Here is a 6,576-nt window from a genome sequence, read left to right as displayed (position 1 = left end):
CCTGACCAAAGTCGGCGGGGAGAAGTTTGTGCTGGTCTTGAAGCCCACCAAGGAGTCGACCTACAAGAACATGGTTGACGTATTGGATGACATGGCTGTCATCAAGCTCAAGCGCTACGCGCTGGTTGATGAGTTGACCCCCGACGAAAAGACGTTGCTTAAAGACAAAACTAGTGCAGTCCTCTAGGCTATTCTTGAAAATGACAAGTTGCCCGGTGGGTCGTCTAACCTTTTGGGCGGTACAAGCGTTGGGAAAAAGCAATTGTACTATTGGCCGCTAAATGCCTAACTGACGGTATCATGCCTTACTTACCTACAACATTGAGAAGCTACACACTTACCGGTTTTGTCTTGCTGAGCCTCTGCCTGATCGGCTGTGAAGACAAGCCAAAACTAGATAGTCCGTCGCAGGGACGTATTACCATTGCTGCCGACGAATCTTATGAACCCCTGACGGTTGAGATTACCCGTACGTATGAGTTGCTTTATCCGAGAACAAAATTTGATTTGGTCTTTAAACCAGAGCGGGAGGCAATACGTCTAATGCTTGACGATAAAGCCAGACTTTGTATTGTGTCGCGCCGGTTAACAGCCAATGAGCAGCGGAGTCTGGATAAAGTCAAAGTTACGGGTTCGGCTACATTACTGGCCACCGACGGTGTTGCCCTCATTACGAGCAAAGCCAATACAGATAGTTTGATGACCATGAATGAGTTACGGGGTGTCTTCAGTAAGCAGATCAGCCAATGGTCGCAACTGAAAGGGGGTAATCAATCTGGTACAATTACGCTGGTGTTTGATAACCCGAATTCAAGCAATCTGGACCATGTGATGCAGCGATTCGGTCTGAAAAATATTGATGGCTTGCCTATCTACACGGCCAAGTCAAACAAAGGGGTGATTGATTACGTACGCACCCACCCAACGGCCATGGGTTTTATTGGCGTAAATTGGATAAGTGACGGTGATGGGCCTGTATCGGCGCAATTGTCGAAAGACATACGCGTTATCGGATTATCGTCAAAAGACAGCCCACAGGGGCGAGACGATTACCATCAGCCGTTTCAACGTGACCTTGCCCTGAAACTGTATCCGCTCTGGCGCGACGTTTATATGGTGAGTCGCGAGGCGCACCCTGGTTTGGGCGGCGGACTCACTAACTACCTGGTGCGAGACTCAGGTAGGCTGCTTGTTGAGAAATTAGGACTGTGGCCTAGAGTGCCATATAATCGGGAAGTCCACCTCAAGTAAGCAGGGCTTTTTTTCTGTTTCGGCGCAATTTTTTACTTTTGCGCCTTGTTTTAACCAAGAGGAACAACCTTCAGATTTTTTCTCCAACCTACGAATACGAATGAACCAACCCAAAAAAGTGATGCTAGCGACCCTGTTCATGGGCGCTGCTGCATTCGTTCCTGCGCTTGGTCAGGACATCCAAACCGGCCTGAAAGATCTTGAGGCAGAGCGCATCCCCAAAGCTGAACAGACATTCCGTCAACTAGCTACGTCGGCTCCAACTGCCGACAACCAATTTTATCTGGGCTATTTCCTGCTGAAAACGGGCAGAACCGATGAAGCAAAAGCTGCTTTTGAAAAAGGATTGGCAGCTGACCCCAAAAATCAACTGAACAATGTTGGTTTGGCAGGGGTGGCCTTGGCAAAGAAGGATTTGAACACCGCCAAAGCAAAGACCGATGAGGCCGTTGCTGCTACGAAGGGTAAAAACGGTGACGTACTGTACCGCGCTGGCGAGATGTACACGTTGTTCGAAGGTGCCAAAGGTGCCAACGATCCTGCCCGTGCCATCGAGTTTCTGGATCGTGCAAAAGTGCTGGACAAGAAAAATACTAACGTAGAGATCCCCATGACGCTGGGTGATGCCTACACGCTGAAAAACGAAGGTGGTCCGGCCGTAAGCCGCTACGAAGATGTGATTGATGGACCATTGTCGGGTGCGGCCAGTAATACCACCAAGGCAGAAGCCAACGCTAAAATTGGCCAACTGTTCCTGCGCTCGAAGCAATATGCCAAATCGCAGGAGTATTTCGAGAAAGCATTGGCCGCCGACCCTGAGTTTGCACCAACGTACCGCGCCTATGCTGATGCACTGGTAGGGTCACGGGCTTACAAGAAAGCCTCGAACATCTACGATACGTATGTGCAGAAAAGTGGTACGAAAGATCCCGAGCTGCTGCTGAACGTGGCTAAGTACTATTTCTTGGCAGGCGACCACCTGAAATCGCTGGATTATCTGGACAAGCTGAAAGGGCAGGTGAAAGACCCTATCATCGACCGTATGACGGGCTGGTCTAGCCTGGCGCTTGGTCGGAACGATCAGGCCGTTACGTCGCTGAACAAGTTTATTAGTTCTGCGCCCACCAAGGTTATCTTCGATGACTATAAGTATCTGGGTCGTGCGTATGCACAGCTTGGTACCCCTGAAGGTGATTCGTTGAGCATTGTAAACCTGGAAAAGGCCGCCCCGCAAGACACTACGGAGAACCTGTATAAGGATATTGCTGAGCGGTATAAGGCTTCTAAGCGTTTTGACAAAGCGGCTGACTACTACAAGAAAGCCATTGCCAATGATAAGAAACCGACCTCAAACGATTATCTGAACCTGGGTCTGGCCAATTATCAGTACGGTTTTCAGATTGCTAAAGTTGTAGCCGACACGGCTCAGCAGCGTACGTTGAAGAAACAATACTTCATGCAGGCCGACTCGGCGTTTGCCAAACTAGCTGAGATGGTAGAAAAAGATGGCAAGACTTATCCGGTAGCCTACTACTACCGTGGTCAGTCGAACTATTACGCCAACCCACGAGAAGTAGTACTGGCCAGTGGAGCGCCGGTACCATTCTACGAGCGGTTTATTGAGCAAGCCACTGCCGAAACGGATTCTGTTAAAAAAGAAACCTACAAAAAGTACCTGATTCCTTCATATCGGTATTTGATCTCGAATAGCATTGCGCGCAAAGACGATGCGAAAGCCAAAGGTTATGCAGCCAAGGTGCTCGAATTAGACCCGAATGACAAAGAAGCGAGGGAGTACCTGGAAGGTGCGAAAACGCCGACCGCTACAGGTACAACGCCCGTGAGAGGTGGTACGCCGACCAGAGGCACAACGCCCGTTAAAGCGGCGACGCCTGTGAAGACAACACCAAAGAAAGGTGCTGGTAAATAACTAATCAGGCTGATTCTGAGAGGAGGGCGCGGGCAAGTTTGTCCGCGCCCTCTTGTTTTGTACTTTTGTCGCCGCTCTCACCTACGACACCCCTGACTTTCTACCCGTTTCCCCGTATGCTTAATCTTGTACTGTTTGGTCCGCCAGGTGCTGGCAAAGGCACACAAAGTGAGTATCTGATTCGAAAATACCAACTAGTGCACCTCTCAACGGGTGATCTACTACGGTCGCAAATTGCCAGCGGCACAGAGTTAGGACTTCGGGCTAAACTGCTGATGGATCAGGGGTTACTAGTACCCGATGAGGTGGTGATTGGCATGATCGAGTCGAAATTGACGGAGCATGGCGAAAGCGCCCCTGGCTTTATTTTCGACGGTTTTCCACGCACGGTGAAGCAGGCAGAAGCACTTGATGACCTGCTGGCCCACCATAACACGGGCATTACAACGATGATTGCCCTTGTGGTAAACGAAGAAGAATTGATTCGTCGACTTTTGAAGCGCGGCGAAACGTCGGGTCGTCCCGACGACAGAGACGAAGCAACGGCGCGTCGTCGGGTGAGTGTATACAATAATGAAACAACCCCCGTTGCCAGCTATTATGAGCAGCAGGGTAAATTCGCGGCCATTAACGGCATTGGTACAATTGAAGAAATCTTTGCTTCGATTTGCCAAAAGATCGACGAAGCACAAGCCTAGTTGATTACCCTGCTGATGGCCGTATCCTACTTATATGGCATCATCTAACTTCATTGACTACGTAAAAATTAACTGCCGGTCAGGTCACGGCGGAGCAGGGTCACTCCACTTTCGGCGCGAAAAACACGTGCCAAAAGGTGGCCCCGACGGTGGTGACGGAGGGCGGGGTGGACACATCATTCTGCGGGGCAACGCACAACACTGGACTCTGTTGCACCTTAAATACCGGAAGCACATTAAAGCCGATGCTGGTAAAGGTGGCGAGGGTGGCCGCCGTACCGGTGCCGAAGGCGAAGACATTTACCTGGACGTGCCGCTGGGTACGATAGCCCGCAACGCCGAAACTAATGAAATAATGGCCGAACTGACCGAAGACGGTCAGGAGATTATACTCCTGCCCGGTGGTCGGGGTGGGCTGGGCAATACACATTTTAAAAGCCCCACGCAACAAGCACCCCACTATTCGCAACCCGGCGAAGAAGGACAGGAAGCCTGGATTGTGCTGGAACTGAAACTGCTGGCCGATGTGGGTCTGGTGGGATTCCCAAATGCGGGCAAATCAACGCTACTATCTGTCCTGTCGGCAGCGCGCCCCGAAATTGCCGACTACCCGTTCACAACACTGGTGCCCAACCTGGGCGTGGTAGCCTACCGCGACTATAAATCGTTCGTCATTGCCGACATTCCGGGCATTATTGAAGGTGCCTCGCAGGGGAAGGGGCTGGGCCTGCGTTTCCTACGGCATATAGAACGCAATTCGGTGCTGTTGTTTATGGTACCCGCCACCAGTGAGGATATTGCCGCCGATTATGCCATTTTGGCTAATGAATTAACCGAGTTTAATCCAGAACTGGTAGACAAAACGCGGGTATTGGCAGTGACTAAAATTGACTTGGTAGACGACATAGAACTTGACCGTATAAAAGATTCCCTGCCCAAAAATGTAGCTACCTTGTTTATTTCGTCTGTTCAACAACGTGGTTTGAGTGAGTTGAAAGATTTGCTTTGGCAAACACTCAACCAACCTAGTGTGGTAGATGAGTAATCTGCTGCCAGATTAATCTCAACGTGACTCTATTTTCCTGCCTCGGCTGATCCCTAAAGTACGCATGGGTCAGTCGGCAGATTACCTAACTCATGAATGCATCGTCACTACTTTATTTACTACTTCTTAGTGTTGGTCTGATCAATCAGCTTCAGGCGCAAACACAGGTGGCTTTCCCCATTAACCGAGCCATTTTTCAGCGGAATAATGCTAACAATGCGGCCGTTCCTATTACAGGTACTTATTCAGTGCCTGTAACGCGCATTGAGGCACGGGTGGTAGCTCGTAGCAATGGACAGGGCTTCACGACTGATTTTCAGACTATCGTTGATAATCCTCAAGGCGGTGTTTTCACGGCGCAACTGGTGGTTCAGGGTGGCTGGTATGACCTTGTTGTGCGGTTTATGCGGGGCAACGATGAAGTAGCCCGGCAAACGGTTGAGCGCGTGGGTGTGGGTGAGGTGTTTGTCATCGCAGGGCAGTCAAACGCGCAGGGCGTACGTGGAAATACTGAGCCAGCTCAGGATGATCGGGTGAATGCCATTAACTATCAATACCAACCTGCGCAATATCCTGGCGATGCGCCTTACCCCGTATTCACGCAACTCAATAACAACAACCGTATTGCTCCACGAGGGCTGAGTTCGTGGTGCTGGGGTAATTTGGGTGACCTGCTGGCGCAACGCCTGAACGTGCCCATTTTATTTTTCAACGCTGCATTTGAAGGTACATCTATTCGTAACTGGGCTGAAAGTTCGCAAGGGCAAAGAACCTTAAGTGACTATATACCATCTTTTTACGAGGCTGGTCAACCCTATGGGTCACTCCAGATTGCGCTGACAAACTACACCAGTTTAGTTGGTATGCGGGCTATCTTATGGCATCAGGGCGAGACTGATAACGCTTTTTCAACGACTCGAACGCAGTATGCCGACCGGCTTAATACAGTCATTAAGCAAAGCCGGGCTACATCTGGGAAAGCTATTGCATGGGTTGTTGCCAGAGCTTCATACGATGATGTGCTTAAATCCAATCCTGCTATTATAGGTGCACAAAACGACGTGATTGCTGCTGGGAATGGCGTGTTTGCAGGACCCAACACGGAGTTGATTCAGGTGCCCCGTTCGCGAGCCCCCTATTTTGACGCTATCCACTTCGATAATCCTGGTCTGCGCGAGTTGGCTGTCGCCTGGAACAGTAGTTTAACCGACGCCTTTTTTAGCAGTGCTACCCCTGTCGCGCCCAGCCCGCTACCAACAATCAGCGTCAACTGCCCTGGTGGTAATGCCGTCAATTTTACCGTAACCAACTACGATAACGTTTCGTGGGAATCGGGTGAATCGGGGAAAAGCATCACCAAAGCATCGGGCCAAGTGGTACGGGCCAAAGTGAAAGATGCGCAGGGCAACATTCAGTATACCCCTTACTTGTCAGTGGCCAATGCACCCACTGTCCAAACAGCAGGTCCCGCTGCTTTTTGCCAGGGTGGCTCAGTACAGCTAACCAGCAGCTACAATGTTAATAACACCTGGAGTACGGGTAGCACCGACCAGGCGATCACGGTAAATACAACGGGCGACTATTTTGTTAGCTACAAAGACGTAAGCGGCTGTACATTCAAATCGAATTCATTAAAAGTTACGTCAAATCCG

General features: G+C 50.3%; 5 protein-coding genes and 1 pseudogene. All 6 read left to right on the top strand.

Annotated elements, in window-relative coordinates:
- A pseudogene (locus J2I48_RS27995) lies at positions 1-187 on the top strand (biopolymer transporter ExbD); the annotation flags it as partial.
- Between the two features lie 113 nt (positions 188-300).
- Positions 301-1,251 carry a PstS family phosphate ABC transporter substrate-binding protein gene (locus J2I48_RS27990; protein ID WP_207338850.1) on the top strand — a complete coding sequence of 317 codons (951 nt, stop codon included), beginning with the start codon at positions 301-303 and terminating at the stop codon, positions 1,249-1,251.
- A gap of 100 nt (positions 1,252-1,351) precedes the next feature.
- Positions 1,352-3,181 (top strand): tetratricopeptide repeat protein, encoded by a 1,830-nt coding sequence (locus tag J2I48_RS27985; protein ID WP_207338849.1) that lies wholly within the window; start codon positions 1,352-1,354, stop codon positions 3,179-3,181.
- Positions 3,182-3,297: 116 nt separating this feature from the next.
- Positions 3,298-3,879: an adenylate kinase gene (locus J2I48_RS27980; RefSeq protein ID WP_207338848.1), complete on the top strand. Its 582-nt coding sequence runs from the start codon at positions 3,298-3,300 to the stop codon at positions 3,877-3,879.
- Positions 3,880-3,913: 34 nt separating this feature from the next.
- Positions 3,914-4,924, top strand: a complete 1,011-nt coding sequence (gene obgE / locus J2I48_RS27975) for a GTPase ObgE (RefSeq protein ID WP_207338847.1) — start codon at positions 3,914-3,916, stop codon at positions 4,922-4,924.
- A gap of 92 nt (positions 4,925-5,016) precedes the next feature.
- The coding region (locus J2I48_RS27970) for a sialate O-acetylesterase (protein ID WP_229376859.1) at positions 5,017-6,576 on the top strand (1,560 nt) is incomplete at its 3' end.

Origin of the sequence: Fibrella aquatilis, from assembly GCF_017353255.1 — a bacterium.
GTDB classification, from domain to species: Bacteria; Bacteroidota; Bacteroidia; order Cytophagales; family Spirosomataceae; genus Fibrella; species Fibrella aquatilis.
The sequence above is the reverse complement of the archived record's forward strand: the minus strand, read 5'-3'. Positions and strand labels throughout refer to the sequence as shown.